Origin of the sequence: Xanthomonas sp. XNM01 (genome assembly GCF_014851915.1) — a bacterium.
Taxonomy (GTDB): domain Bacteria; phylum Pseudomonadota; class Gammaproteobacteria; order Xanthomonadales; family Xanthomonadaceae; genus Pseudoxanthomonas.
Window position 1 is genome coordinate 152,252 of record NZ_JACVAP010000001.1, and the last position, 25,399, is coordinate 177,650.

A 25,399-nucleotide genomic window follows, 5' to 3' on the forward strand; every position below is an offset into this window, starting at 1 on the left:
GCTGGAATCACACGGGGATTTTTCGCATGAAGCGTTCCAAAGCCACCGCGCTGCTGCTGATGGGTGCCGCGCCGCTGCTGTTCACCGCGTGCCAGCGCGATGCCGTGCAGGTGCAGGAAGGCCTGTACACCTCGGTGGAGAGCTGCGTGGAGGCCACCGGCAACCCGTCCGTGTGCCGGAGCGCGTTCGAGCAGGCGCAGGCGCAGAGCGCCGACGCCGCACCGAAGTACGCCAGCCGTGCCGAGTGCGAGGCTGAATACAGCGCCGACCAGTGCGTGGAGCAGAAGACCTCGACCGGGCATTCCTTCATCGGCCCGATGATGGCCGGCTTCTTCCTGTCGCAGATGATGAACAACCGCGGCGCCGCGGCCGCCGCCCCTGCGGCTGGACAGCAGCAGGCGGCACCGGCGTTCCGCGACAAGGCCAACGGCTGGGCACGCGCCGCCGCGCCGGGCAGCGTCGCCGCGACGATGGGCAACACCGGTCGCGCCGGCCTGACGCCGGTCAACCACACGCCGAACCGCGCGGTCACCGCCAGCCGGGGCGGCTTCGGCGAGGCTGGCGGCCGTCGTAGCAGCCTCGGCGGCTGAGATGCGTCGCATCGCCATCGCCGAGCGCGCCCACTGGCGCGCCCGGGCGGCCGAGTGCGGGTTCCGGTTCCACACCATCGATGGTGTCCGGTACTGGGACGAGCGCGCGTACTACGCGTTCAGCCTGCGCCAGATCGAGAACGACCTCGAGGACCCCAGCGCCGAGCTGCACGCGATGGCGCTGGGCCTGGTGGACGAGATCACCGGCAGCCAGGAGCTGATGGAGCAGCTGGCGATCCCGGACCAGTACCGCGACTGGGTCGCCGACAGCTGGCGCCAGCGCGAGGGGCACCTGTATGGCCGTCTCGATCTGGCCTACGACGGCAACGGACCGGCCAAGCTGTACGAGCTGAACTACGACACGCCGACCTCGCTGTTCGAGGCGGCGTTCTTCCAGTGGCAGTGGCTGGAGGAGCAGCGCGACGCCGGCCTGCTGGCGCCCGATGCCGACCAGTTCAACTCGATCCACGAGGCCCTGGTCGAGCGCTTTGCCGAACTGGCCGGCGGCCTGCCGCCGCCGCTGTACTTCAGCGCGGTGCGCGCCTCCGAAGAGGACCAGGGCACGGTCGCCTACCTGCGCGACTGCGCGGTGCAGGCCGGGCTGCGTGGCGACACGTTGGCGATCGAGGACATCGGCCTGTCCGAGGACGGCCGTTTCACCGATCTGGACGACACGGTGATCGGCTCGCTGTTCAAGCTGTACCCGCTGGAGGACCTGTTCGCCGAGGACTTCGGCCGCGCGCTGCCGGAATCCGGGCTGCGCCTGCTGGAGCCGCCGTGGAAGGCGCTGCTGAGCAACAAGGGCATCCTGCCGCTGCTGTGGCAGCGGTATCCGGGGCATCCGAACCTGCTGCCGGCCGAGTTCGACCATGGCGGTGCACTGGCGCGCGGCTGGGTGCGCAAGCCGCTGTTCTCGCGCGAGGGCGCCAACATCGTGATGCACACGCGCGACGGGCAGACGCTGGAAAGCGCCGGCCCCTACGACGGGCCGTGCATCCGCCAGGCGCTGCATCCGCTGCCGGTGTTCGACGGCAACCACCCGATGGTCGGCAGCTGGATCGTCGGCGACCGTGCCTGCGGCATCGGCGTGCGCGAGGACGATGGCCCGATCACCCGCGATACGGCGCGCTTCGTGCCGCATGCGATCGTCGACGCGCCTGCCAGCGGCGGCGTGTTCTACGCCTGACGGACGCCCACGCCTTGCGTGGGCGAGCGGTCGGAGGCGTTTCTCTCCACCCTGGATGTTGCGGATCGGCACCTCGCCGATCCGCCGCGCATTGTGGCGGATCGGGACGAAGCCACCACGTGCCAACAGCGGCATCGCCAGCGCACTGGCGTCCACAGGCAGGCGCCGGATCCGGTGGGCGCGCATGCGCTTCGAGTGCCACGTACAGCGTGGGGCCGGCGTGGCGGCCTTCGGCATCCGGCGCGACCTGCAGGTCAGCGATGTGGCCATCGTCCTCGAGATCGGCGACGCCCAGCGCTGCACCGACGGTGCCAGTGCCAGACCGCATTCTTTGCAGCACTGCACGCGTTCTGCCGCGCTGACGTCGTGGCCCAGTCTTCGACCCGGGTTGCGTATACGCGCGCGGCCCGTGTGACTGACCGGGCGCGCGTACAGGTCCGCCAGCGCCGTCGCATCGTCGACGCGGACGCGCCGGATCGATACCGCACCGGCGCGGATCTGCGGCGCGCCCGGTGCGCCGGCCGCGCCGGCCATCCGCCTCAGCGCGTCTCCTGCGCGCGCTGGTCGAACGCGGCCCGGGCCTGCTCGATCTGCTCCAGGTGCTGCTCGGCCCAGACCCACACGCCGCAGAACGCCGCGCCAAGGCCCAGGCCGAGATCGGTCAGCCGGTACTCGACGCGCGGCGGCACCACCGGATGCACGGTGCGGATCACCAGGCCTTCGCGTTCCATCTCGCGCAGGGTCTGGGTCAGCATCTTCTGGCTGATGCCGGGGATCTTCTTCGACAGCTGGGTGAAGCGCTGCTCGCCATGCTCGGCCAGCACGTCGAGCACGATCATCGTCCACTTGTCGGCGACCCGGGCGATCACGCCGTTGACCAGTTCCTCGACGCGCGGATCGAGCGTGGGCTGCTGCGCGAGCATTTCCTGCACCTCGCGGTGGTGGCCGGCGAAATCGATCGGCATCGTGCACTCTCTTTCAGGTAAGTATCGAACCGGAAGGTGGGTATCGCAGTTTTCCGTGCCTTCTTCCGATCAGTGTGTGTCAGCCCTATCCTCGCTTCAAGCTCGCGACGGATCGTCGAGTGCTTCCGGAAGTCCCGCCATCGTCCATCGATAGAGGAACCCGTCATGCACCCCAGCGCCGTACCCGCGGATCGTCCGTCCGCGCCTTCCATTCCCGGTCGTCACCGTGTCGCCACCCTGGTGGCGGCGGCCATCGGCCTGTTCTCGGCCATGGCCGATGCCGCCACCGGCGCGGCGACGGCCACCCCACGCGACACCCCCAAGGAGGTCACCATGCAGGCCACGGGCAACACCATCCTGATCACCGGCGGCGGCTCCGGCATCGGCCGCGAACTGGCCCGCCGCTTCCACGACCAGGGCAACACCGTGATCGTCGCCGGACGCAGGCTCGAGCCGCTGCAGGCCACCATCGACGGACGCCCTCGGATGCACGCGATGCTGCTGGACCTGGAGCGGCCGGACGCGATCGAGGCGTTCGCGCGCAGCGTGACCGCCGAGCATCCGGGATTGAATGTGCTGATCAACAATGCCGGCATCATGCGCGTCGAGAACCTGTCCGCGCGGCGCGCGCTCGACGATGCCGAGGAAACCATCGTCACCAACCTGCTCGGGCCGATCCGCCTGACCAACGCCCTGGTCGACCACCTGCTGGCGCAGCCGGGCGCGACCATCGTCAACGTCTCGTCGGGCCTGGCGTTCGTGCCACGCACCGATGCGGCGACCTACAGCGCCAGCAAGGCGGCGATCCACTCGTACACGGTGTCGCTGCGGCATCAGCTGCGGGGCAGGGCCAAGGTGATCGAGCTGGCGCCGCCGGGCGTGCAGACCGAGCTGAATCCGGGTCAGTCCACCCGTGACGGCTACATGCCCCTGCAGGACTTCATCGGCGAGGTGATGGGCCTGTTCGCGCAGCAGCCGGTGCCGGACGAGATTCTCGTGGAACGGGTGAACTTCCAGCGCCTGGCCGAGCGCGAGGGCCGCTTCGACGACGCACTGGAGCGCGTCAACGCACGCTGAGGCGGTGTCGCGCCGCCGCCCGGCATGGCCGGGCGGCGGATGCCCGATGCGTGACGGTCGGCAGGTACCCGGCAGCGCCATGCTCCGCGACACTGCGGAGGACTCCCCGGCCACCGCTGCGGTGGCCCCCGCGATCCCACAGAGGCGGACCGATCCATGAATTCCTTCCGCGACACCGGCATCGCCGGGCCGCTGCAGACGATCTTCAACGTGCGCCGCGACGAGGTCGCCGCGGTCGCGGCCGCGATCGTGTTCTTCTTCCTGATCCTGACCGCGTTGATGCTGCTGCGGCCGGCGCGCGATGCGCTGGGCATGGAGCGCGGGATCGAGAGCATCCGCTGGTTGTTCATCGGCACCGCGGTGGTGACGCTGGCGGTCAATCCGGTGTTCGGCTGGCTGGTCGCGCGGCTGCGGCGGCTGCAGTTCATCGCGGTCACGTACGCGGCGTTCGCGCTGAGCCTGACCGGCTTCTGGGCGTTGCTGGCGTTCGCTCCGGAGGCGGTCGGCACCGTCAGCGGACAGGTGTTCTACGTGTGGTTCAGCGTGTTCAACCTGTTCGTTTCGATGGTGTTCTGGGCGCTGATGGCCGACCGCTTCGACGTCGAGCAGAGCAAGCGCCTGTTCGGCCTGATCGCGGTCGGCGGCACGCTCGGCGCCATCTTCGGGCCGTGGCTGACCAGGCAGCTCGCGCCCGCGATCGGCACTCCACCGCTGCTGCTGGTCACGGCCGGCCTGCTGGTGCTGGCCATCGCGGCGGCCTGGGCGCTGGCCCGGACCCAGCCCGCCGACGCGATGCAGGGACAGGACGGCGCATCGGCTCCGCCACCGTCGCGCGACCAGGCGCGCATCGGTGGTGGCGCGCTGGCCGGCATCCGCGCGGTGCTGACCTCGCGTTACCTGCTGGGCATCGCCGGCTACGTGGTGATCCTGTCGGTGATGGTGACCTTCGTTTATTTCACCCGGCTGCAGATGGTGGAGGCGGCCGCATCGACCCTGGACGAACGCACCGAGCTGCTCGCCACCATCGACATGTGGACCCAGATCGCGGTGCTGGTGCTGCAGCTGAGCCTGACCGGCCACCTGATGAAGCGCCTCGGCGTACCGTTCGCGCTCGCATTGCTGCCCGTCACGATGGCGCTGGGCTTCGTCGGCCTGGCCGTGTTCGGCTCGTTCCTGGTGCTGATCCTGCTGGAAGCGGTGGTGCGCGCGGTGCAGCGGGCGATCACCCGGCCGGCGCGCGAGACGCTGTTCACCGTGGTCGGCCGCGAGGACAAGTACAAGGCCAAGGCCTTCATCGACACCTTCGTCTACCGGGTCGGCGACGTGACCGGCGCACAGGTCGAGGGCGGGCTGGGCCGGCTGGGCATGGGCCTGGCCGCGCTGACCAGCGTCGCGGTGCCGCTGGCGCTGGCCTGGGCGGCGCTGGGCATCTGGCTCGGGCGCGCGCAGCGGCAGCGGTCAGCGGCGTTGCGGGACCGGGCGGGCGACGACCGGGCGGCAGCGGGTACCCTGTGAACCGCTCCGCTCCTGTCTGACTGCCGCATGTCGATCTTCCTCACCCCGTTCGCCCGTACCCGCCTGTTCCCGCGCACACCGCGTGGCAACACCATCCAGGACTGCACGCCCGAGCAGTTCGAGGCGCACCTCAACACGCATCCGTCGCTGAAGGTGCTCGACGGCTATGCGCCGTTCTGCAAGCTGCACGTGCACCGCAACTGGACCTCGACCCGCTGCCTGACAGTACCGGTCACCGAGGCCAACCGGCATCTGCTGCGCTCGGCCTACGAGGCCCGCAGCCGCGAGGAACTGCCGGTGCTGGTGCGCTGGTTCGAGGGCGTCGCGCCGCCGGTGGCCGACTACCTGGTGGTGATCCTGTACAGCCGCGAGCAGCTGGCGAAGGAGGGTTCGCCGATCGAGGCCGACTGGGGCGTGGTCGGCTGCCTCTACACCGCCGAGCCCGAGGAGGTGCCGATGGCGCCGATCACGATGATGCGCAACGCGCTGGGCGTGGAGGAGGGCGGATCCGGCGTGCCGCTGGACCGCGAGGCCTACCGGCGCGCGGTGGCGTTCTGGGAGGCCAACGCCAACTGGCGGCCCTGAGGTTCGCCGGGCGCACCGGGCGCTCAGGGCTCAGGTTATCGGCCGGGCGGTCGATCTATCTCCCGATCGCCTTGTCCCGGCTGCGGAGACCGGGCGGGGTTTTCGTCCATTCCTGGTGCGCCCCGAATCCATGAGCACGTTTCCGCTGATCCTCATGTGCGTCCTGGCCGGCTGGGCCGTGCTGACCACGGTCCTGGCGCTGGTCTGGGGCCGGCGGCTGCGCCACGAGCGGCAGGGCCACGACGATACCCGCGAGGAGAACGCGCGCTGCCGGGCCGGCCTGCAGCGGCTGCGCCAGCAGCTCGCCGCCGCGGCCGTCCGCCAGGAAACGCTGGAGCGCGAGCAGACGGAGCTGCGCCAGCTGCTGGAAAGCAGCCATGTCGCGCTGGAGGAGCATGCGGTGAGGGTCGCCGTCTCGGGCACGCTCGATGTCGGCGAGGAGGTGGGCATGCTGTTCGCCCACGTGGCGCGCGTGGCGCTGGCGGTCCGCAACTACAGCGCCTACACGCGTGGACACTACGGGCAGGAATCGGCCAAGGCGCGTTACGACCTGCTCTGGCTCGCAGACAGCCTGCATACGCTGGACCGGGTCGGCAAGGCGCTGGCGGACGGCAACCGGCGCGCCCTGTCGGAGGCCAGCACCGAGCTGCTGGCCATGTACGAGAACTATCTGCGCGACGGATCCGGCTACGACAGCCGCGATACCTTCCTGCGGCTGTCGGACCGGGTGCCGCTGGCGGAGGTCACCGCGGCTGTCAGGTCGATCGTGTCCAAGAGCGCGGCGGTCGCTGCGGCCCGGCCGGATCTGGAAACCGCCTGAGCGGTCCGCGCCGCGGCTGCATCGCGATGCGGCGGGCAGTCGGACGCACTGGGCACCCTCAGCGGCGCAGGATCGAACCGCCGTCGGCGAGCCGGACGAGCGCGGCGGATTCGTCGAGCAGCACGTAGTCGCCGATCTCCTCGCCTTCGCGTTCGTCGGCGTCCATGGCATCCCAGTCGTCGCGGTCGAGCACCGCATCGACGAGCAGCCCGGTCAGTGGCGAGGGCACGGCCGGTGTCAACGGCGTCTGGCCGACCATGACATAGTTGTCGCAGCGTGCCGCCCGGAAGGCATCGGCGGTTGCGAGCGTGAGCCAGGCGCCGGCGCCGGAAATCACCGTGTCGGCACGGACGCTGCCGCCGAGCACGGTGCTGCTGTCGGCCAGTGCGGCGACGACCGCTTCACTGGCGACCAGATCGCCGGTGACCACCAGATGCTGGTCGTGGCCGGTGATCAGGTTGCGGCAGTGCAGGTCGCCGAGCACGATCAGCACACCGTGGTCGTGCCGGCCGGTGGCGACCACCAGATTGCCTTCGGCATGCAGATCGCCGTCGATCACCAGGAACGGCGCCGGCGTGCGCCAGCTGGCGCCTTCGACGCGATGCGGGCCGGGCAGCAGCTGCCAGTCGCCGCCCATGCCGAGCAGCTGCAGTGCCTGTGCGGTGGCCGCGTTCGGCGTGGTGTCGTGCACGCGGCGGACCGCGGCCAGATGCGGGTTCACATGCAGATCCTCATTGGTGACGGGGGCAGCAGGCGGATCCTGCGCTGCTGCAGGCTGGCGGCCAGGGCGCGGAGCACGCAGGTGCTGCCCGCGTCACGGCGCCAGCGCGCATCAGGCGATGCGCACCACCCGCGCGTCGCGGCACAGCGGATAGCTGGCGATGAAGGCGGCGATGCGCGCGTGCATCTCCTCGAAGCTGCGGCCGTACATGTACAGCGCGCTTTCCGTCGGCCCCTGCCAATGACTGTGGACCATGCCGGCGCCGTCGAGCAGGCGGATGCATTCGTCGTGGACGTGATTGGCGTCGCAGCTCGCGTAGACCTCGTCGGGCAGGTCTGTGCCGTTGAGGTACAGGGCCAGGCCCTCGTGGCTTCCGAAGGCGAACTGTCCACCGTCACCGGGCAGGGTGACGCGTGAGCCGTGCGGCGCGAGCATGGCGCCGAAGATCCCGGCGATGTGCTCGGCGGTCTTGCGGGTGCAGTCGTCCAGGCTGACCTCGATGTCGCAGTTCTCGACCTCGCCATCGGCCGACAGCGCGGTGCCGCCACCGACGACGCGTGCGCCCAGCTTTTCCCGGTCGGCGATCTGGTCGAACGCATCCTCCAGCTCGGCACGGTGCATCGGCTGCAGCCGCGCATTGAGGGTGAGGACGATGGTGCCGGGGGTCTTCTTCCTGAACAGTCCGAACATGGTGCGCCTTCTGCAGTGGGCCGGCGGATCGGCATGCCTGCCAGGAACGCCGTGCCGGCCCGCAGGGATGGACCGCGGGCGCACCATGGCGCCCGCGGCCACGCATGGATCAGTAGCGGTAGTGATCCGGCTTGTACGGGCCTTCCACCGGGACGCCGAGGTAGTCGGCCTGCGACTGGCTCAGGGTGGTCAGCTTCACGCCGATCTTCTCCAGGTGCAGGCGAGCGACTTCCTCGTCCAGCGCCTTGGGCAGACGGTAGACGGTCTTCTCGTAGACGTCCTTATTGGCCCACAGGTCGATCTGGGCCAGGGTCTGGTTGGCGAACGAGTTGGACATCACGAAGCTCGGGTGGCCGGTGGCGCAGCCCAGGTTGACCAGGCGGCCTTCGGCCAGCAGGAAGATCGCGTTGCCATTGGCGAACACGAACTTGTCGACCTGCGGCTTGATGTTGATCCGCTGCGCGCCCGAGGCGTACAGCGCGTCGACCTGGATCTCGTTGTCGAAGTGGCCGATGTTGCAGACGATGGCCTGGTCCTTCATCGCCTGCATGTGCGCCAGGGTGATGATGTCCTTGTTGCCGGTGGTGGTGACGTAGATGTCGGCCTGGCCCAGGCTGTCTTCGACGGTGTTGACCTCGAAGCCTTCCATCGCCGCCTGCAGCGCGCAGATCGGGTCGATCTCGGTGACGATCACGCGGGCGCCGTAGGCGCGCAGCGAGTGCGCCGAGCCCTTGCCGACGTCGCCGTAGCCGCAGACCACGGCGACCTTGCCGGCGAGCATCACGTCCATCGCGCGCTTGAGGCCATCGGCCAGCGACTCGCGGCAGCCGTACAGGTTGTCGAACTTGGACTTGGTGACCGAGTCGTTGACGTTGATCGCCGGCACCAGCAGCTTGCCGGCCTCGGCGATCTGGTACAGGCGGTGCACGCCGGTGGTGGTCTCTTCGGAGACGCCCTTCCAGTCCTTGACCACGCGGGTCCAGTAGCCCGGGCGCTCGACCGCGACGCGCTTGAGCAGCGCCTTGATCACGCTCTCTTCGTGCGAGGAGGCCGGCTCGTCGACCCACTTGCTGCCGTTCTCGAGCTCATAGCCCTTGTGGATCAGCAGGGTGACGTCGCCGCCGTCGTCGACCACCAGCTCCGGGCCGGTCTGGGTGCCGTCGGCCAGGGTGAAGGTCAGCGCGTCCAGGGTGCAGTCCCAATACTCTTCCAGCGTCTCGCCCTTCCAGGCGAACACCGGGGTGCCGGTGGCGGCGATCGCGGCGGCGGCGTGGTCCTGGGTCGAGAAGATGTTGCACGAGGCCCAGCGCACGTCGGCGCCGATGTCCTTCAGGGTCTCGATCAGCACCGCGGTCTGGATGGTCATGTGCAGCGAGCCGGTCACGCGCACGCCCTTCAGCGGTGCGGTGGCCTGGTACTTGCGACGGATCGACATCAGGCCCGGCATCTCGTGCTCGGCGATGTCCAGTTCCTTGCGGCCCCAGTCGGCCAGGGAGATGTCGGCGACCTTGTAGTCGCCCTCGGTCGAGAAGGTCTTCACTTGCGCGTTCATTGCGGATGCTCCGGTTCGTGGGCCAGCTCGATGCTGGCTGTCGCCGGGCGCCGTTGAACATGAAGACACGCGCCGAGCCTGGCCGTCGCCCCGGCCTGGTGTCAGGCGGATGTCCGTACGGTCGCAGCGCCCCTCGGCGGGTGGCGCGCAGTATATCGGAAGCCCCGCCCACGACCCTTGCCGGCGCCTGTCCGGATGCCGGTCCGGGACTTTTGCCACTGGCTGTCGCGGGCGTCGGCCGGCTATCCAGTCCGGTTGCCACCCAAGGAGCTTCCGTCCGATGCGACCCGTTTCCGTTCACCTGCCGCGGCTGTCCGTCGCCCGGCTCGCCGCCGGCGTCCTGATCGCCGCCTGCGCCTTCCATGCGGGCGCCTCCACTCCGGCAGCCACTGCGCCCGCGGCGGCCGACGCTGGCTATCGCATGCCGGTGGACGCGCTGAAGGCGATCGTCGACGCGCCGCGCGCGCCGACCCTGAGCCTGGGGCCGAAGCGCGACATCGCGGCGATGGTGCGCACGCCGGACCTGCCGGGCATCGACGTGGTCGCCCAGCCCGAACTGAAGCTGGGCGGCCTGCGCATCCATCCGCGCGTGTATGCGGAGAGCCGATTCAGCTTCGGCAGCGACCTGTGGCTGATGGACATCGCCACCGGTGCCGAGACCCGCATCGCCGGCCTGCCGCAGCACCTGGCCATCGCCGGCATCGCCTGGTCGCCGGACCAGCGGCACCTGGCGTTCAACCACATCGACGGTGCCAGCGGCGGCAACGAGCTGTGGCTGGTCGACATCGCCGCCCGCACCGCGCGTCGTCTGGTCGCCGGCCTGAACACGGTCAATGGCGGCGGTTATGCGTGGCTGCCGGACAGCCGCGGCCTGCTGGTGCAGCTGCGTCCGGCGCGTCCGCTGCCGTTGCCTGCCGCCGACGCGGTGCCGACCGGCCCGGCGATCCAGGAAACCGAGGCCGGCGCCGGCGTGCGCTCGGTGCGGACCTACCAGGACCTGCTGCGCAACGAGACCGATGCGCGGACGCTGGAGCACTACCTGACCGTGCAGCCGGCCCGTGTCGACCTGCAGGGCAGGACCACGCTGCTCGGCGCGCCGGGCCTGTTCACCAGCCTGTCGGTCGCGCCGGGTGGCGCGCACATCCTGGCGCAGCGGGTCGAGCGCCCGTTCTCCTACCTGGTGCCGGTGTTCCGCTTTCCGCGCGTGATCGAGGTGCTCGACGCCGCCGGCAAGCCGCAGCACACCGTCGCCCGGCTGCCGCTGGTCGACGGCCTGCCGACCGGCAACGACGCGGTCGCCACCGGCGTGCGTGCGGTCAGCTGGCGCGCCGACGCGCCGGCCACCCTGGTGTGGGCCGAAGCACAGGACGGCGGCGATCCCGCGCGCGAAGCGCAGGTGCGTGACGCGGTGTTCCTGCAGGCCGCGCCGTTCACCGCCGCGCCGGTGCGCGTGGCCGATCTGGAGTACCGCTACGCCGGCATCACCTGGGGCCGCGGCGACCTCGCCCTGCTCGACGAGATGTGGCGCAAGACCCGCCGCACGAAGAGCTGGCGGATCCAGCCCGACCACCCCGCGCAGGCGCCACAACTGCTGCACGACCGGTCCTCGGAAGACCGCTACGCCGATCCGGGCGAGCCGGTGACGGTGGCCGACGCCAGCGGACGCCAGCGCCTGCTCACCGGCGCCGACGGCAACAGCCTGTACCTGATCGGCGATGGCGCCTCGCCCGAAGGCGACCGCCCGTTCCTCGACCGCTACGACCTGGCCAGCGGCACGACCTCGCGCCTGTTCCACTCGCATGAGCGGCGCTACGAGGTGCCGCGCGCACTGCTCGACGACGGCGCGACGCGGCTGCTGATCACCAGCGAATCGCCGACCGAGCCGACCAACTACCGGGTCGTGACGTTCGGCAGCGTGATCGACGACCACACCGTGCTGACCCGGTTCCCGCACCCGCTGCCGCAGCTGCGCGAGGTGCGCAAGGAACTGATCCGCTACAGCCGTGCCGATGGCGTCGAACTCAGCGCCACGCTGTACCTGCCGCCGGGTTACGACCCGCAGCGCGACGGGCCGCGGCCGACCCTGTTGTGGGCCTACCCGCGCGAGTTCAAGTCGGCCGATGCGGCCAGCCAGGTGATCGGCTCGCCGCACCGCTTCAACGCGATCAGCTACTGGGGCCCGCTGCCGTATCTGGCGCGCGGTTTCGTCGTGCTCGACGGCCCGACCATGCCGATCGTCGGCGAGGGCGATGCCGAGCCCAACGACACCTACGTCGAACAACTGGTGGCCAGTGCGCAGGCGGCGGTGGACGAGGTCGTGCGCCGCGGCGTGACCGACCCCGAAAAGGTGGCCATCGGCGGCCATTCCTACGGTGCGTTCATGACCGCCAACCTGCTCGCGCACTCGCGCATCTTCAAGGCCGGCATCGCCCGCAGCGGCGCCTACAACCGCACGCTGACCCCGTTCGGCTTCCAGGCCGAAGAGCGCAACTACTGGCAGGCGCAGCAGACCTACCTGACGATGTCGCCGTTCAACTACGCGCAGAACATCAAGGATCCGATCCTGCTGATCCATGGCGAGCAGGACAACAACTCGGGCACGTTCCCGATGCAGAGCGAGCGCCTGTTCGGCGCGATCAAGGGCCTGGGTGGCACCGCGCGTCTGGTGATGCTGCCGAACGAATCGCACGGCTACCGGGCGCGCGAATCGATCCTGCACATGCTGGCCGAAACCGACGACTGGCTGCAGACGCATGTCGTCGGCGCGCAGGGGCAGCCTGCCGCGCGCTGATGCGCGCCGTGCGTCACCCGACGATGCCCGGGCCATCCGCCCGGGCATCGTCGTTTCCATCGCAACGCATGCCGTCGCCGGGCCATCGTCGGCTGGAGCGAGAACCTGCCCCGGCCCCTGTGATGCACGCGTACGGGCCGTCCACGCGATGGCGTGCGGGACAGGGCGGGACATCGCCAGCGGCAGGGATCGCGTGCGATTCCGGGTGCGCAGGAAGGTTCTGCTGAAACCTTCTGCTGCACCGCACATCGTGCCGAAGCATCGGCTAAGCTCGGAAGGTTTCCCGCGTACGGACGGTCGTTGCCCCGATGAATGCACCACCCCAGCTGGAGTTCGCCGCACCCGATGTGCCCCTGCGTGAAGACGTGCGCCGCCTCGGCGCGCTGGTCGGCGATGTCCTCGCCGAGCAGGTCTCGCCCGGCTTTCTCGACGAGGTCGAGCAGGTCCGTACCACCGCCATCGCGCGGCGCCAGAACGGGGACGACATGGCCGCGCTGGCGGACCTGCTGGACGGGCTGCCGCCGGAGCACGCCGAGTCGCTGATCCGCGCGTTCAGCACCTACTTCCAGGTGGTCAACATCGCCGAGCGGGTGCATCGCATCCGCCGCCGCCGCGATTACCAGCGCACCGCCGCCGGCACCCCGCAGCCGGACAGCCTGCACGACGCGGTCCAGCGGCTGAAGGCCAAGGGCGTGAGCCTGGACGAGCTGGCCGGCTGGCTGCCGCGGATCGACATCGAGCCGGTGTTCACCGCGCATCCGACCGAGGCGGTGCGTCGTGCGCTGCTGGAGAAGGAACAGCTGATGGTGGCCAGCCTGGTCGACGACCTCGACGGCCAGCGCACCCCGCACGAGCGCGAGGTGGACCAGGCACGGTTCCGCATGGCGCTGACCTCGAGCTGGCAGACCGCCGACTCCTCGCCGGTGCGTCCCACCGTGGGCGACGAGCGCGAGCACGTCGGCTTCTACCTCACCCGCGTGCTCTACCGCGTGGTGCCGGCGCTGTACGAAAGCCTGGAACACGCATTGCGCGAGGCGTACGGCGATGCGCCGGCGCTGCCGCGCCTGCTGCGCTTCGGCACCTGGGTCGGCGGCGACATGGATGGCAACCCGAACGTGGATGCGTCCACGGTCACCGCCACGCTGGACGCGCAGCGTGGCGCGATCCTGCAGCTGTACCTGAAGGAACTGTGGCAGCTTGCCAGCCTGCTGAGCCAGTCGACGACGCTGGTCGCGGTGAGCGAGGCGGTGCTGGCGCGCGTGGAGCAGTACCGCGCGCTGCTGCCGGAGGCGGTCGGCCGGTCGCGGCCGCGGCATGGCGACATGCCGTACCGCCTGCTCAACGACCTGATGCGCGCGCGCCTGCAGGCGACGCTGGATGACGCACCCGGCGGTTACGCCGGTCCGGCCGAGCTGGAAGCCGACATCCAGCTGATTCTCGACAGTCTGGCCGCCAACAAGGGCCTGCATGCCGGCTGGTTCGCGGTACGCCGCCTGCTGTGGCGGGTACGGACCTTCGGTTTCCACCTGGCGCGGCTGGACGTGCGCCAGGAGTCGGGCGTGCATGCGCGTGCGGTGGCGACCGCGCTGGGCGTGGACGACTGGGAGGCGCTGGACGCGGTCGAGCGCGCGAAGCGGCTGCAGCCGCATGCCAGCGGCGAGCAGGTGTTGCCGGCGTCCGACGAGGAGGGCAACGCACGACTGGATGCGGTGTTCGCCGCGCTGGCCGACGCGCGCCAGCGCCACGGCACCGACGCGCTGGGCAGCTACATCATCTCGATGGCGCACGACCGCGCCGACGTGCTCACCGTGCTGGCGCTGGCGCGCCGCGGCGGGCTGGTCGACGACGCGGGCCAGGTGCCGCTGGACATCGCGCCGCTGTTCGAAACCATCGACGACCTCGGTCACGGCACCGGGGTGCTGCGCGACCTGCTGGCCGACCCGGTCTACCGGGCGCACCTGGCAGCGCGCGACAACGTGCAGATGGTGATGCTGGGCTACTCCGACAGCGGCAAGGACGGCGGCATCGCCGCCTCGCGCTGGGGCCTGCAGCGCGCCCAGGTGGATCTGGTCGAGGCCGCGCAGGCGCTGGGCATCCGCCTGACCTTCTTCCATGGGCGCGGCGGCTCGATCATCCGCGGCGGCGGCAAGACCACGCGCGCGCTGGAAGCGGCGCCGCGCGGCAGTGTCGACGGCCGCCTGCGGGTGACCGAGCAGGGCGAGGTGATCCACCGCAAGTACGGCATCCGCGCGCTGGCGCTGCGCTCGCTGGAGCAGTCGGTCGGCGCGGTGCTGCGCGCCAGCCTGCGGCCGCGCGAGGCCGAGCCGCGCGAGGATGCCTGGCGCGCGGTCATGGCCACCGTCGCCACCGCCAGCAGCCGGCAGTACCGGGCCTTCGTCGGCGCGCCGCGGTTCATGGACTACTTCCGCACCGCCACCCCGATCGACGTGATCGAGCGGATGACCCTGGGCTCGCGGCCGTCGCGCCGGCTGGGCCAGGATGCGGCACTGACCAACCTGCGCGCGATCCCCTGGGTGTTCGCCTGGAGCCAGGCGCGCGCGGTGATCCCCGGCTGGTACGGCGTCGGCAGCGGCCTGCAGGCCGCGGTGGATGCGCATGGCGAGGACGCACTGCGCGAGATGGCCCGCGACTGGCCGTTCTTCAAGACCTTCCTCGACGACATCGCGATGGTCCTGGCCAAGGGCGACATCGGCATCGCCGGGATGTTCTCGCGGCTGGCCGGCGATGCCCTGCACCAGGCCTTCTTCCCCCTGATCCAGCGCGAGCTGGAGCTGACCCGGCGCTGGGTGATCGCGCTCAACGGCGGTGGCTGGCTGCTCGAGCACGACCAGCGCCTGGCGTTGTCGATCCGGCTGCGCAATCCGTACGTGGACCCGATCAGCGTGCTGCAGGTGGACCTGCTGCAGCGCTGGCGCGCCAGCGGCCGCGAGGACGACGCGTTGCTGCGTGCCCTGGTCGCCAGTGTGAACGGCGTCGCACAAGGGGTGCAGAATACGGGCTGAGCCGGCGTGGGGACGCCGGGCATGGGGATGCAGGTGGAACCGGAGTCGACAGGGCGGTACCAGCAGGTCAAGCGCATCGTGATGGATGCGCTGGACCATCAGGGGAAGGCGCGGGAGGAATGGATCGCCGCGCAGTGCGGGGGCGACGCGGCGCTGGAGGCCGAAGTGCGCGCGCTGCTGGCCGGCATCGAGGGCGACGCCACGCTGGCGATCTCGATGGACGCGCTGGCGGTGCCGGCCGGTGGGGCGGCGACACCGGATCTGAGCGGGCAGGGGGCCTCCGCGCAGACTCCGCGCGTGTACCGGCTGCTGCGCCGGCTCGGCGCCGGCGGCATGGGCGTGGTCTACCTGGCCGAGCGCAGCGATGGCGGCTTCGTCCAGCGCGTGGCGCTGAAACTGCTCAACGCGGTGGCCGAGGCCTCGCCCGAGCTGCGCGAGCGCTTCGCCCGCGAGCGTGCGCTGCTGGCGCGGCTGGAACATCCGGGCATCGCCCGCCTGCTCGACGGTGGCATCCTCGGCGACGGCCGCCCGTTCCTGGCGATGGAATACGTCGAAGGCGAGCGGATCGACGTGCATGCGGCCGGGCTCGCGCTGCAGCAGCGGATCGCGTTGTTCCTGAAGGTCTGCGATGCGGTCGCCGATGCGCATCGCTGCCTGGTGATCCACCGCGACATCAAGCCGGCCAACATCCTGGTCGATGCGCGCGGCGAGCCGAAGCTGCTGGATTTCGGCATCGCCCGCCTGATCGAGGAAGGCGACGTGGCCGCGGCACGGACCGAGACAGGCCAGCACGCGCTGACCCTGGCCTACGCCAGCCCCGAGCAGGTCGCCTGCGAGCCGCTGACCACCGCGACCGACGTCTATTCGCTCGGTGCGGTGCTGTACCAGCTGGTCTGCGGCAGCGCGCCGTTCGCGAACGTCGACACGCCCGCCGGCCTCTACCAGGCGATCATCCATACCGACGTCACTCCGCCCAGCCGCCGTCTGGCGCGCGGCGACGCCGGCCCGCCGCGCGGGCAGGGTGCGGCGGTGCCTGCCGACGTCGATGCGATCGTATTGAAGGCGCTGCGCAAGGAGCCGGCGCAGCGCTACGCGTCGGTGGCGGCGCTGGCCGACGACCTGCGCCGCTACCTGGAACGCAGGCCGGTGCAGGCACGCGATGGCCAGCGCTGGTACCGCGCACGTCGGTTCGTGCAGCGCAACGTCTGGGCGATCGCGGCCTCGCTGGTGGTGGCGACCTCGGTGGTCGGTGGCCTGGTCGCGTCGCTGACCGCGCTCGACCGTGCCCGCACCCAGCAGGCGATGGCCGAGGAACGCGGCCGCCAGCTGCAGAAGATGGTCGAGTTCCAGCAGTCGATGCTGCTGGGGATCGACGTGGAAGCGGTGGGCATGGCGATGGCCGATGCGCAGCGCGGGGCATTGCTTGCCGCCGATGCGGCCGACGGCAGCGGCCAGCGGCTGTCGCCGGAGCGGCTGGAGCAGGCGTTCGCGCTGGCCGATCCCAGCGGCATCGCCCGTGAGGTGCTCGACCGCTACATCGTCACCCACGCGCTGGAGCAGATCGACCGCGACGTCGCCGGCGATCCGGTGCTGGCGGCGGACCTGCGCCAGCGCCTGGCCAGGGTGGCCGCCGCGTTCGGCAGCAACGAACGTGCGGAGCAGGAGATCCGGCGCGTGCTCGACGCGCGTGCGGAGCTGCCGGCGGAGAGCGACGAGGTGCTGTCGGCGCGGCTGGATCTGGCGATCTTCCTGAACGCCCTCGGACGGACGGACGAAGCCGAGCCGCTGTACCTGGAGCTGCTCGCGGCGACGGACGGGCGGGATGTCGAAGACCCGCTGCGACGGCAGGCGCTGGCCGGTGTCGCCGCGATCGACGCCCAGCGCGGACGTTTTCCGGAAGCGCTCGAACGCTACGCTCAGCTCCGCGATGCACTGGCACGCTCGCGCACGGAGACGGACAAGGACCTGCTGCAGGTCAGGCGCCTGCGCGCCGAAGTGCTGACCCAGGCCGGCAGGCGCGACGAAGCGGCGGCGGAAACGGAGGCCCTGTTGCCGTTGTTCCGCGCGACTCTGGGCGACGAGCATCGCGAGACGCTGAGCGCGATGTTCGCGCATGCGCGTCTGCTGCGCGACCTGAAGCGCTTCGAGCCTTCGCTGGCGCTGGCGAACGAAGCGGTCGAGGTGCTGACCCGGCGTTACGGGCGGGGCCATCCCGAAACGCTCGATGCCCGCTATCTTGCAGCCACCAACGCCCTGCGCCTGGCCACGGACGATGCCGGCCTTGCCCGCATCCAGGCGGAGGCCGAGGACATCGTGCTGCGCCGGCGCCTGCTGTTCGGTGCCGAGGCGCCGCAGACGATCTCGCCGCTGACCGTGATCGTGGTGATCCTGGACAGGCGGGCGGGATTGAGCGAGGCCGGTTCGCCCGCGGAGCATGCATTCCTCGACCAGGCCATCGCCGTGCAGCGGCGCATCCTCGCCGCGCATCTGCAGGGACGGGGGGCCGACCATCCCAACACGCTGCTCGCCCATGGCAGCCTGGCCAGCGTCCTGCGCAAGCGCGGCCGGTACGGCGAAGCGCTGGAGCAGGCGCAGATCTGCCGGGAGGGGCAGGAACGCGTGCTGGGCCTCGAGCATCCGATGGTCTCCGGCATCTGGGACCTGATCGGCGACATCCATCGCGACAACGGTCAGCTCGAGCAGTCGCGGATCGCGCACGAAACCGCGCTGGGCCTGCGCCTGAAAACGACGCCGGGCGATTCGCCGGACGTGCTCGAGAGCGCGATCCGGCTGTACGAAATCCTGCAACTCCAGGGCCGGCGTGCGGAGGCCGACACGCTGAAGGCCCGGCATCTCGATGCGCTGCTGGCGATGGATCCCGCGGCGCTGGATTCCACGATGACCAAGGTGCGCGACGAGGCGCTCAGGACCCTGCAGGCCGCCTCTGCGGATGCCGTCGGCACCACGTCCAGCAGATAGCATCGAGTCATCTTCGGCTTCCTATGATCCCTGCTCCGACCAAGGAGCAGGAATGGACACGATGCGCAATGCACGGGTGTGGCTGGCAGTGGCGGCGGTGACGGTGCTGGCGGGCTGCGGCAAGGCGCCACCTGCGGAAGAGCAGGCCGCACCCGCCCCTTCCGCAGGGGCCGCCGCACCGGCGCCGGAGGCAGCCGGGGCGGTCGCGCAGGATGAGGCAGGCGCCCCCGAGTTTCCGGCGATCCCGCTGATCGTGGTCCCCGAGATCGCCGGGGTGACGCCGGCCCAGCGCGCGCTGGAGGCGTCGATGCAGCCGATCCTCGATCCCATCGCCGGCATCAGCGTCGCGCCGGCGCGCTGCGACGCCGCTGGCGCGCTGCTGGTCGACGCGGGCATCACCAGCGTCGACGCGCAGGGCAACCTGCTCCGCAATGGCGACGAGGGCCTGTTCGAGATCGGGCCCGACGGCAGTGGTACCGCCAACTTCGCCGGTGGCCTGGTCACGGTCGCGTCCGATGGCAGCGGCACCATCAATGGCGAGCAGGGCCTGCTGCAGGTCGAAGCCGATGGCGCCGGCACCTACAACGGACCTGCCGGGCTGATCACGCTCGATGGCAAAGGCGCCGGCAGCTGGAACGGCAAGAGCGGTCTGGTGCTCAACGAGGGCGATGGCGGCGGCACCTGGAACGGGCCGCTGGGCCTGGTCGAGATCAAGGCCGATGGCTCGGGCACATGGAACGGCCCGCAGGGCCTGGTGATCAACAACGGCGACGGCACCGGCACGGTCGACATGCGCGAGGTGCGGATGCCGCCGCTGCCGAGGGTGCCGCCGGCCGGCCGCTTCCCGCCGCTGCAGAAGTTCGCGCCGCCGGGGGCGCCCTGCGGCTACCTGATCACGCTGAACGACCGGGTGCTGTTCGACTTCGACAAGTCCGACATCCGCGGCGCTGCGGCGCAGGTGCTCGATACGCTGGCCGCTGCGCTGAAGGGCGTGCAGGCGCGCGGCATCGAGGTGCGCGGACACACCGACAGCAAGGGCAGCGACGACTACAACCAGTCGCTGTCCGAACGTCGCGCGCAGTCGGTGGTGGCCGCCCTGCGCCAGCGCGGGACCGCGACCGATGCCAGCGCACGCGGCTACGGCGAGGCGCAGCCGGTGGCCCCGAACGAGGTCGCGGGCGTGGACAATCCAGGCGGGCGCCAGCTCAACCGCCGGGTCGAGATCTTCGTGCGGACCTGAGCGGTGCCGGGGCGTCGGGCCGGCGCTGGCCGTGACGTCCGCCGCACCGCATGCACGCGGCGGCAACGCGCCCGGTGGCACAACGATCGCCCCGTGCACTGCAACCACCAGGAGCCCGCATGATCCGCATCCTCGCCGCCGCCGGCGTCGCCGCCCTGCTGGCGCTGCCGACCCGGGCACAGGCCGGCGACTTCAGCCTGAGCTACGACGTCGACCGCGTCCCGACCGCGAAGCTGAGCCTGGGCGCCTGCCGCAGCGCCATCGCCCGCGCCGCCGATGCGCTCGGCTACACCACCCGGGTCGACCAGAACCAGGGCACGCTGGTCACCCACGTGTCCGGGCCGCGCCAGGACGGGCGTTCGCTGGTCGCCTACTGCATCGCCGCCGGCGACCAGACCGTGTTCGTGGTGCAGGCCTTCGACTACACCGGGCCGGGCAGCGCCGATGTGGACCGGATCAAGGCGCAGGTCGCGACGGAAATCCGCAAGGCCGCGCGCTGAGGATTGCCGCGGCGCAACGAGAACGGGCTGCACCGCGTCGGCCCGTTCCGGCGTGGCGGCGGATCAGGCCGACGCGTGGCCGATCCGCTGCCAGCGGATTCCGTCGTGCGAGCAGGCCAGATGCTGCGGGCCGACGCTCCACAGCAGCGTGTCGCTCGCAGAGAGACCACCGCAGGTGGCATCGGGACCGAGCCCCGTGTCCACCGGTTCCAGCGTCCTTCCTGCCAGTCGGTACACCCGGCGCGGACCGGCGAGGAAGACCTGTCCGGCGAAGCCGATGACCGACCAGAGCCCACCAGCGGGCGCCGGCGCGTCCAGCGTGGGCACGAATCCGTCACCGCGATCGGCGTAGACCATGCCGTCCTGGTCGCAGGCATAGGTGATGCCATCGATGTGCGCGGCTGCATTGAGCGTGGATGCGGTCGGCACGATGCGCCGGTGCCATGCATCGCCATCGAACAGCAGCGCGATGCCGTCGAAACCGACAGCGAGCACACCGCCTGGCGTCGCACACAGGGCCTCGATGCCCAGCAGCCGATCCGGGATCGATGCGCCCGAGCGTGAGACGTCGATGGTGCCGGTCACCGGCGAGATGTCCTCCCACGCCGGCGCACCCACCTGCCGCCGATAGACCTGGCCCGACATGCCGGCGACGTACAGCGTGTCGCCCAGGCGCAGGCCGCTGCGCATGATGCCGCGTGCACTGGACCGGCTGCCGGTGTCGCCGAGGTCTTGCCAGCCGTCGCGGTCGGCCAGCAGCAGCTCCGCCTCGGCACCGAACAGGTACAGCGCCAGCGATGGGGTGGTCGTTGCGTGCAGTGCGACCGGATGCCAGTGCAGAGCGAAGCACCGCCAGGTGTCGCCGCGCAGCTGCAGCAGCAGGGGCGCGCCGTCGGCGTCCTCTGCCAGCAGCCAGACCCGGTCGCCACTGGCCGTGGTCGTGACGCTGGCGAACGTCAGCGCCGGCGACGCCGGCAGATCCGGCACGGGGCTCATCACGGGCGTCTTCCGGGGTCCAGCGAAGGGGAAGTGCCCAGTATCGGCCAAGGCCGCGTGCGGTGCGGGTGCGGATCGCCGCGCACCGGAAAAGCGGAAGGCCACCCTGCGGTGGCCTTCCGGACTGGCTCACGACGTGATGCGCGGCTTACTTCAGTTTGGCATCGGCGCGCAGCGCGTCGGCGCGGTCGGTCTTCTCCCACGAGAACGCGGTGGCGGTGTGCTGCTTGCCTGCGCCGTCGGTGTAGGTGAATTCCTTCGGCTTGCGGCCGAAGTGACCGTAGGACGCGGTCGGCTGGTACATCGGATGGATCAGGTCCAGCATCTTGATGATGCCGTACGGGCGCAGGTCGAAGTGCTTGCGGATCAGCTTCTCGATCTTCTCGTCCGGTATCTTGCCGGTGCCGAAGGTGGTGACCGAGATCGAGGTCGGCTCGGCCACGCCGATCGCGTAGGAGACCTGCACTTCGCAGCGGTCGGCCAGGCCGGCGGCGACGACGTTCTTGGCGACATAACGCGCGGCGTAGGCGGCCGAACGGTCGACCTTCGACGGATCCTTGCCCGAGAATGCGCCACCACCGTGACGGGCCCAGCCGCCGTAGGTGTCGACGATGATCTTGCGGCCGGTCAGGCCGCAGTCGCCCACCGGGCCGCCGATGATGAACTTGCCGGTCGGGTTGATGTGGAACTTGGTGCCCTTGTGCAGCCACTTGGCCGGCAGCACCGGGCGGATGATCTCCTCGCGGACGGCCTCGACCAGGTCCTTCTGCTTGATGCCCGGATCGTGCTGGGTCGACAGCACCACCGCGTCGATCGCGGTCGCCACGCCGTTCTCGTAGCGCAGGGTGACCTGCGACTTCGCGTCCGGACGCAGCCACGACAGCGGCGAGTTCTTCTTCTTGCGGATCTGCGCCTGGCGCTCGACCAGACGGTGCGACAGGTGGATCGCGGCCGGCATGTAGCTGTCGGTCTCGTTGGTCGCATAGCCGAACATCAGGCCCTGGTCGCCGGCACCCTGCTGCTCGGGGTTCTTGCGGTCCACGCCCTGGTTGATGTCCGGCGACTGCTTGCCGATCAGGTTCAGCACGCCGCAGGTCTCGCCGTCGAAACCGACGTCGGAGCTGTTGTAGCCGATGTCCAGGATCACCTTGCGGGTCAGGGCTTCCAGGTCGATCCAGGCGCTGGTGGTCACTTCGCCGGCGACGATGGCCACGCCGGTCTTGACCAGGGTCTCGCAGGCCACGCGGGCACGCTTGTCCTGGGCGAGGATCGCGTCCAGCACCGCGTCGGAGATCTGGTCGGCGATCTTGTCCGGATGGCCTTCGGAGACCGACTCGGAGGTGAAGAGATAGCTGGACATCGCTATATCCTTGTATTCGGATGGAAAGATGGGCGCGCATGATACACAGGTGCGGGCCGGTGTGCATGATGCCCTGCCGGGGGTTGAAGGCGGGTTAAGACCGGCGGCGTCCCGCGTCATCGCCGGGTCGCACGCCTGCAACATGGCTGTCGCCGCCCGGGCGCAGGCTGCCGGCCATCCCGCCGACGACGACGCAGCGCATGAGCGCGATCGAACGCCACCTGCAGGACCGCTACCCGCACTGGTTCCATGGGCGTCGCGTCCTGGTGGTGCGCCCGTTGCTCCGCGGCCTGCAGCGCTGGTCGCGGCTGGACCGGGCCGAGGCCTTCCTGGCCGAACATGGCGGTCTGCGCGGTTTCGACTTCGTCCGTGCCGCGCTGGCCCATCTGGGCGCCGTCCACCATGCGGCGCCGGCCGACATCGCGCGGATTCCCGCCAGCGGCCGGCTGCTGATCATCGCCAACCATCCGTCCGGCGCGCTCGATGCGCTGGCCCTGCTCGACTGCGTGGGCCGGGTCCGGCAGGACGTGCGGATCGTGGCCAACGACCTGTTGTCGATGCTCGACGGCCTGCAGCCGCTGCTGCTGCCGGTGCGGATCCTGGGCGGTACGCCGGGTGCGTCCAGTCTGGCGGCGATCGAGCAGGCGCTGGAACGCGAGCAGTGCGTGATCGTGTTCCCGGCCGGTGAGGTGTCGCGGCTGGGCCTGCGCGGCATCGCCGATACCCGCTGGCGACATGGCGTCGTCCGCTTCGCGCGGCGCACCGGTGCGCCGGTGCTGCCGGTGTGGATCCAGACGCGCAATTCGGCGCTGTTCTACGGCGCGTCGGCCGTGTTCAAGCCGGCCGGCACGGTGCTGCTGGCGCGCGAGATGTACACGCCGCGGCGGCAGCCGATCGCGCTGGCGTTCGGCCAGCCGCGGCAGCTGCCGGCGGATGTGCCGGCAGAGCTGCTGCTGCGCGCACTGCGCCGCGAACTGTATGGCCTGGCGAAGCGGCGCAAGCCCGGTCGCCTGCCGGTGGCGGATGCTGGCGCCGCGACCGGCCCCGAAGCGCTGGCCGAACCGGTCGATCCGCAGCAGGTGGCCGCCGGCATCGCCGCGCTCGACCTGCTCGGCAGCACCCGCGACGGCCGCCAGATCCGGGTCGGGCGGCTGGCCGCCGGTGCGCCGCTGCTGCGCGAACTCGGCCGCCTGCGCGAGCTGACCTTCCGCGCGGTGGGCGAGGGTACCGGCCGCGCGCTGGACCTGGACCGCTACGACGCCTGGTACGAGCACATCGTGCTGTGGGACGCGCCGACCGCGCGCGTGGTCGGCGCCTACCGCGTGGCCCGCGGCGCGCGCGTGCTGGCCGAGCGTGGGCTGGGCGGTTTCTACACCGCCGCGTTGTTCCGCTACGGCGAGGCGATGCTGCCGAAGATCGCGGCCGGGATGGAGCTGGGCCGCAGTTTCGTCGTCCCGGACGAGTGGGGCGGGCGCAGCATCGACTACCTGTGGCAGGGCATCGGCGCCTACCTGCGGCGGCACCCGCAGGTGCGCCACCTGTTCGGTCCGGTGTCGATCAGCGCGGCGCTGCCGGAAGCGGCGCGCGCGCAGATCGTCGGCTACTACGCGCGCTACTACGGCACCACCGACAGCGGCGATGCGATCTCCGCGCAGCCGTTCCCGTGTCCCGCCGCGCTGCCGCAGTTCGACGGACTCGACGCGGAGACCGCATTCCGTGTGCTGCGGCACAACCTCGATGCGCTCGGCGCGACCCTGCCGATGCTCTACAAGCAGTACACCGAACTGTGCGAACCCGACGGCGTGCGCTTTCTTGCCTTCGGCATCGACCCGGACTTCGCCGACGCGGTCGATGGCCTGATCGAGGTCGACCTGCAGCGGCTGCGGCCGCACAAGCGCCGCCGCTATCTCGGCACCACCGTCACCGGGGAGGCCACCGCATGAGCCCCGCGCCCGTCGCCTTGCCGGTTCACCGCACCGTGTTCCTGTCCGACGTGCACCTTGGTTCGCGCCACTGCCACGCGGCCGAACTGGCCGATTTCCTCGGCACGCTGCGCTGCCGCCAGCTGTACCTGGTCGGCGACATCGTCGACCTGTGGTGGATGGCGCAGCGGCGCGCCGCCTGGGGCCCGGCCCACCAGCGCGTGGTCGACGCGCTGCACCGGCTGGCGCGCGAGGGCACCGAGCTGATCTACGTGCCGGGCAACCACGACCGCCCGCTGCGGCGCCTGTGCGGCCTGGTGCTGCCGGCGATGCAGGTGCGCCGGCGTGCGATCCACGCCACCGCCGATGGCCGCCGGCTGCTGGTGGTGCATGGCGACGACTATGACGCGGCGACGCATTTCGGCGGGCTGCAGGAAAAGTTCGGCGACTGGCTGTATTACCGCATCCTCACCGGCAACCAGTGGTTCAACCGCGCGCGCCGCCGATTGGGCTTGCGCTACTGGTCGCTGTCGGAATTCCTGAAGCGGCGCAGCGCGGCGGCCGAGCGCTACATCGACCGCTTCGTCCAGGCCGGGCTCGACGATGCGCGCCGGCGCGGGCTGGATGGCATCGTCTGCGGGCACATCCACCGGGCCGGCCTGTTCGAGCGCGATGGGCTGGTCTATGCGAACGATGGCGACTGGGTCGAAAGCCTGACCGTGCTGGCCGAGGCCGCCGACGGCAGCCTGCGCCTGCTGGCGCACAGCGGCGAGACGCTGGCCGAGCTGCTTGCGCGGCCGCAGCCGGGCCACCTGCCGCAGGCGGCATGAACGGCGACGCCGCCGGCCCGGTGCGATGGCAGCGGCGGCGCAGGGCGACACGGTAGG

The 25,399-nt window shown here is 70.7% G+C and carries 20 protein-coding genes and 1 riboswitch; of the genes, 14 read left to right on the plus strand and 6 right to left on the minus strand.

The annotated features are described in order from the left end of the window. The first annotated feature begins 26 nt into the window (after positions 1-26). Genes IB242_RS00695 through IB242_RS00705 form a run of 3 tightly spaced genes read left to right on the plus strand, consistent with a single transcriptional unit; the run spans position 27 to position 2,191 of the window. Positions 27-590, plus strand: coding sequence for a DUF1190 domain-containing protein (locus tag IB242_RS00695; protein ID WP_192275277.1), 564 nt, complete (start codon positions 27-29; stop codon positions 588-590). A gap of 1 nt (position 591) precedes the next feature. Continuing rightward, positions 592-1,776, plus strand: a complete 1,185-nt coding sequence (locus IB242_RS00700) for a glutathionylspermidine synthase family protein (RefSeq protein ID WP_192275278.1) — start codon at positions 592-594, stop codon at positions 1,774-1,776. Positions 1,777-1,831: 55 nt separating this feature from the next. Then, positions 1,832-2,191: a hypothetical protein gene (locus IB242_RS00705; protein ID WP_192275279.1), complete on the plus strand. Its 360-nt coding sequence runs from the start codon at positions 1,832-1,834 to the stop codon at positions 2,189-2,191. 124 nt (positions 2,192-2,315) lie between these two features. On the opposite strand, the gene IB242_RS00710 is transcribed toward IB242_RS00705, so the two are convergent. Continuing rightward, positions 2,316-2,741: a helix-turn-helix domain-containing protein gene (locus IB242_RS00710; RefSeq protein ID WP_192275280.1), complete on the minus strand. Its 426-nt coding sequence runs from the start codon at positions 2,739-2,741 to the stop codon at positions 2,316-2,318. 165 nt (positions 2,742-2,906) lie between these two features. On the opposite strand from IB242_RS00710, the gene IB242_RS00715 reads away from it, so the two are divergent. From IB242_RS00715 to IB242_RS00730, 4 genes are all read left to right on the plus strand, one after another. After that, the gene (locus IB242_RS00715; protein WP_225539934.1) at positions 2,907-3,818 is read left to right on the plus strand and encodes an SDR family oxidoreductase; all 912 of its coding nucleotides are present in this window, start codon (positions 2,907-2,909) and stop codon (positions 3,816-3,818) included. A gap of 156 nt (positions 3,819-3,974) precedes the next feature. Next, entirely contained in the window at positions 3,975-5,333 is a 1,359-nt protein-coding gene (locus tag IB242_RS00720; protein ID WP_192275281.1) for an MFS transporter, read from the plus strand. 27 nt (positions 5,334-5,360) lie between these two features. Beyond that, positions 5,361-5,918 (plus strand): DUF3228 family protein, encoded by a 558-nt coding sequence (locus IB242_RS00725; RefSeq protein WP_192275282.1) that lies wholly within the window; start codon positions 5,361-5,363, stop codon positions 5,916-5,918. Positions 5,919-6,048: 130 nt separating this feature from the next. Further along, entirely contained in the window at positions 6,049-6,738 is a 690-nt protein-coding gene (locus IB242_RS00730; protein ID WP_192275283.1) for a hypothetical protein, read from the plus strand. A gap of 58 nt (positions 6,739-6,796) precedes the next feature. Here IB242_RS00730 and IB242_RS00735 read toward each other — a convergent pair whose 3' ends face one another. From IB242_RS00735 to ahcY, 3 genes are all read right to left on the minus strand, one after another. Next, positions 6,797-7,459: a polymer-forming cytoskeletal protein gene (locus IB242_RS00735; protein ID WP_192275284.1), complete on the minus strand. Its 663-nt coding sequence runs from the start codon at positions 7,457-7,459 to the stop codon at positions 6,797-6,799. A 111-nt stretch (positions 7,460-7,570) separates the two neighbouring features. Continuing rightward, positions 7,571-8,149 carry a hypothetical protein gene (locus IB242_RS00740; RefSeq protein WP_192275285.1) on the minus strand — a complete coding sequence of 193 codons (579 nt, stop codon included), beginning with the start codon at positions 8,147-8,149 and terminating at the stop codon, positions 7,571-7,573. Between the two features lie 109 nt (positions 8,150-8,258). Continuing rightward, on the minus strand, positions 8,259-9,701 hold the full coding sequence (ahcY, locus tag IB242_RS00745) for an adenosylhomocysteinase (RefSeq protein WP_192275286.1): 1,443 nt from the start codon (positions 9,699-9,701) through the stop codon (positions 8,259-8,261). 38 nt (positions 9,702-9,739) lie between these two features. Beyond that, positions 9,740-9,842, minus strand: a riboswitch (S-adenosyl-L-homocysteine riboswitch). Between the two features lie 139 nt (positions 9,843-9,981). Here ahcY and IB242_RS00750 point away from each other — a divergent pair. From IB242_RS00750 to IB242_RS00770, 5 genes are all read left to right on the plus strand, one after another. Continuing rightward, positions 9,982-12,492: a prolyl oligopeptidase family serine peptidase gene (locus IB242_RS00750; RefSeq protein WP_192275287.1), complete on the plus strand. Its 2,511-nt coding sequence runs from the start codon at positions 9,982-9,984 to the stop codon at positions 12,490-12,492. Between the two features lie 308 nt (positions 12,493-12,800). Beyond that, complete coding sequence (gene ppc, locus IB242_RS00755) at positions 12,801-15,515, plus strand: phosphoenolpyruvate carboxylase (protein ID WP_192275288.1); 2,715 nt, start codon at positions 12,801-12,803, stop codon at positions 15,513-15,515. Positions 15,516-15,536: 21 nt separating this feature from the next. Continuing rightward, complete coding sequence (locus tag IB242_RS00760; protein WP_192275289.1) at positions 15,537-18,494, plus strand: tetratricopeptide repeat protein; 2,958 nt, start codon at positions 15,537-15,539, stop codon at positions 18,492-18,494. Between the two features lie 52 nt (positions 18,495-18,546). Then, positions 18,547-19,734, plus strand: a complete 1,188-nt coding sequence (locus tag IB242_RS00765; RefSeq protein WP_192275290.1) for an OmpA family protein — start codon at positions 18,547-18,549, stop codon at positions 19,732-19,734. A 119-nt stretch (positions 19,735-19,853) separates the two neighbouring features. Next, on the plus strand, positions 19,854-20,234 hold the full coding sequence (locus tag IB242_RS00770; RefSeq protein WP_192275291.1) for a DUF6180 family protein: 381 nt from the start codon (positions 19,854-19,856) through the stop codon (positions 20,232-20,234). Positions 20,235-20,297: 63 nt separating this feature from the next. Here IB242_RS00770 and IB242_RS00775 read toward each other — a convergent pair whose 3' ends face one another. Together IB242_RS00775 and metK are read right to left on the minus strand one after the other, a co-directional pair. Further along, a complete protein-coding gene (locus IB242_RS00775) occupies positions 20,298-21,230 on the minus strand; it encodes a hypothetical protein (RefSeq protein WP_192275292.1) in 933 nt (310 codons plus the stop codon). Positions 21,231-21,378: 148 nt separating this feature from the next. Beyond that, on the minus strand, positions 21,379-22,590 hold the full coding sequence (metK, locus tag IB242_RS00780) for a methionine adenosyltransferase (protein ID WP_192275293.1): 1,212 nt from the start codon (positions 22,588-22,590) through the stop codon (positions 21,379-21,381). Between the two features lie 200 nt (positions 22,591-22,790). On the opposite strand from metK, the gene IB242_RS00785 reads away from it, so the two are divergent. Continuing rightward, positions 22,791-24,533, plus strand: a complete 1,743-nt coding sequence (locus IB242_RS00785) for a lysophospholipid acyltransferase family protein (RefSeq protein WP_192275294.1) — start codon at positions 22,791-22,793, stop codon at positions 24,531-24,533. Then, positions 24,530-25,342, plus strand: a complete 813-nt coding sequence (locus tag IB242_RS00790) for a UDP-2,3-diacylglucosamine diphosphatase (RefSeq protein WP_192275295.1) — start codon at positions 24,530-24,532, stop codon at positions 25,340-25,342. Before IB242_RS00785 ends, IB242_RS00790 begins: the two co-directional genes overlap by 4 nt. Positions 25,343-25,399 lie beyond the last annotated feature (57 nt).

Coding starts and splice junctions, on each gene's coding strand:
- IB242_RS00695 (WP_192275277.1), top strand. CDS start 27: ATGAAGCGTTCCAAAGCCACCGCGCTGCTGCTGATGGGTGCCGCGCCG.
- IB242_RS00700 (WP_192275278.1), top strand. CDS start 592: ATGCGTCGCATCGCCATCGCCGAGCGCGCCCACTGGCGCGCCCGGGCG.
- IB242_RS00705 (WP_192275279.1), top strand. CDS start 1,832: ATGTTGCGGATCGGCACCTCGCCGATCCGCCGCGCATTGTGGCGGATC.
- IB242_RS00710 (WP_192275280.1), bottom strand. CDS start 2,741: ATGCCGATCGATTTCGCCGGCCACCACCGCGAGGTGCAGGAAATGCTC.
- IB242_RS00715 (WP_225539934.1), top strand. CDS start 2,907: ATGCACCCCAGCGCCGTACCCGCGGATCGTCCGTCCGCGCCTTCCATT.
- IB242_RS00720 (WP_192275281.1), top strand. CDS start 3,975: ATGAATTCCTTCCGCGACACCGGCATCGCCGGGCCGCTGCAGACGATC.
- IB242_RS00725 (WP_192275282.1), top strand. CDS start 5,361: ATGTCGATCTTCCTCACCCCGTTCGCCCGTACCCGCCTGTTCCCGCGC.
- IB242_RS00730 (WP_192275283.1), top strand. CDS start 6,049: ATGAGCACGTTTCCGCTGATCCTCATGTGCGTCCTGGCCGGCTGGGCC.
- IB242_RS00740 (WP_192275285.1), bottom strand. CDS start 8,149: ATGTTCGGACTGTTCAGGAAGAAGACCCCCGGCACCATCGTCCTCACC.
- ahcY (WP_192275286.1), bottom strand. CDS start 9,701: ATGAACGCGCAAGTGAAGACCTTCTCGACCGAGGGCGACTACAAGGTC.
- IB242_RS00750 (WP_192275287.1), top strand. CDS start 9,982: ATGCGACCCGTTTCCGTTCACCTGCCGCGGCTGTCCGTCGCCCGGCTC.
- ppc (WP_192275288.1), top strand. CDS start 12,801: ATGAATGCACCACCCCAGCTGGAGTTCGCCGCACCCGATGTGCCCCTG.
- IB242_RS00760 (WP_192275289.1), top strand. CDS start 15,537: ATGGGGATGCAGGTGGAACCGGAGTCGACAGGGCGGTACCAGCAGGTC.
- IB242_RS00765 (WP_192275290.1), top strand. CDS start 18,547: ATGGACACGATGCGCAATGCACGGGTGTGGCTGGCAGTGGCGGCGGTG.
- IB242_RS00770 (WP_192275291.1), top strand. CDS start 19,854: ATGATCCGCATCCTCGCCGCCGCCGGCGTCGCCGCCCTGCTGGCGCTG.
- IB242_RS00775 (WP_192275292.1), bottom strand. CDS start 21,230: ATGAGCCCCGTGCCGGATCTGCCGGCGTCGCCGGCGCTGACGTTCGCC.
- metK (WP_192275293.1), bottom strand. CDS start 22,590: ATGTCCAGCTATCTCTTCACCTCCGAGTCGGTCTCCGAAGGCCATCCG.
- IB242_RS00785 (WP_192275294.1), top strand. CDS start 22,791: ATGAGCGCGATCGAACGCCACCTGCAGGACCGCTACCCGCACTGGTTC.
- IB242_RS00790 (WP_192275295.1), top strand. CDS start 24,530: ATGAGCCCCGCGCCCGTCGCCTTGCCGGTTCACCGCACCGTGTTCCTG.